The sequence below is a fragment of the Pseudoalteromonas sp. P80D2 genome (assembly GCF_036680945.1).
Classification (GTDB): Bacteria; Pseudomonadota; Gammaproteobacteria; order Enterobacterales; family Alteromonadaceae; genus Pseudoalteromonas; species Pseudoalteromonas shioyasakiensis.
This window is the reverse complement of the sequence record NZ_JAZDAR010000039.1, coordinates 1-260: the sequence shown is the minus strand read 5'-3', so window position 1 is coordinate 260 and position 260 is coordinate 1. Positions and strand designations below refer to the sequence as shown.

Sequence of the window (260 nt, the reverse complement as noted above, 5' to 3'; positions counted from 1 at the left end):
GATGGTTCATACGATGCTAAATTCCAAGTTGGCGCAGATGCTATCCAAACGATTGGTTTCAGTATGAAAGATGTAGGCGCAACGACGAATGGTGCTAATGGTATGTCTGCAAACGGTGGCTTTACTATGTCAGGTATTGCTCAAGTTGCAACTGCTGTAACAGGTAAGGCGATGTCTAGCCTTGCTGCCGGTATTAGTGGTGTCGATTCTGGTTTAGCACAAGCAAGTGTTGGCTTCTCAAGCTTCGGTGCAACGACTAT

The 260-nt window shown here is 46.2% G+C and carries 1 pseudogene; it reads left to right on the top strand.

The annotated features are described in order from the left end of the window. A pseudogene (locus VRK28_RS11630) lies at nt 1-260 on the top strand (flagellin); the annotation flags it as partial.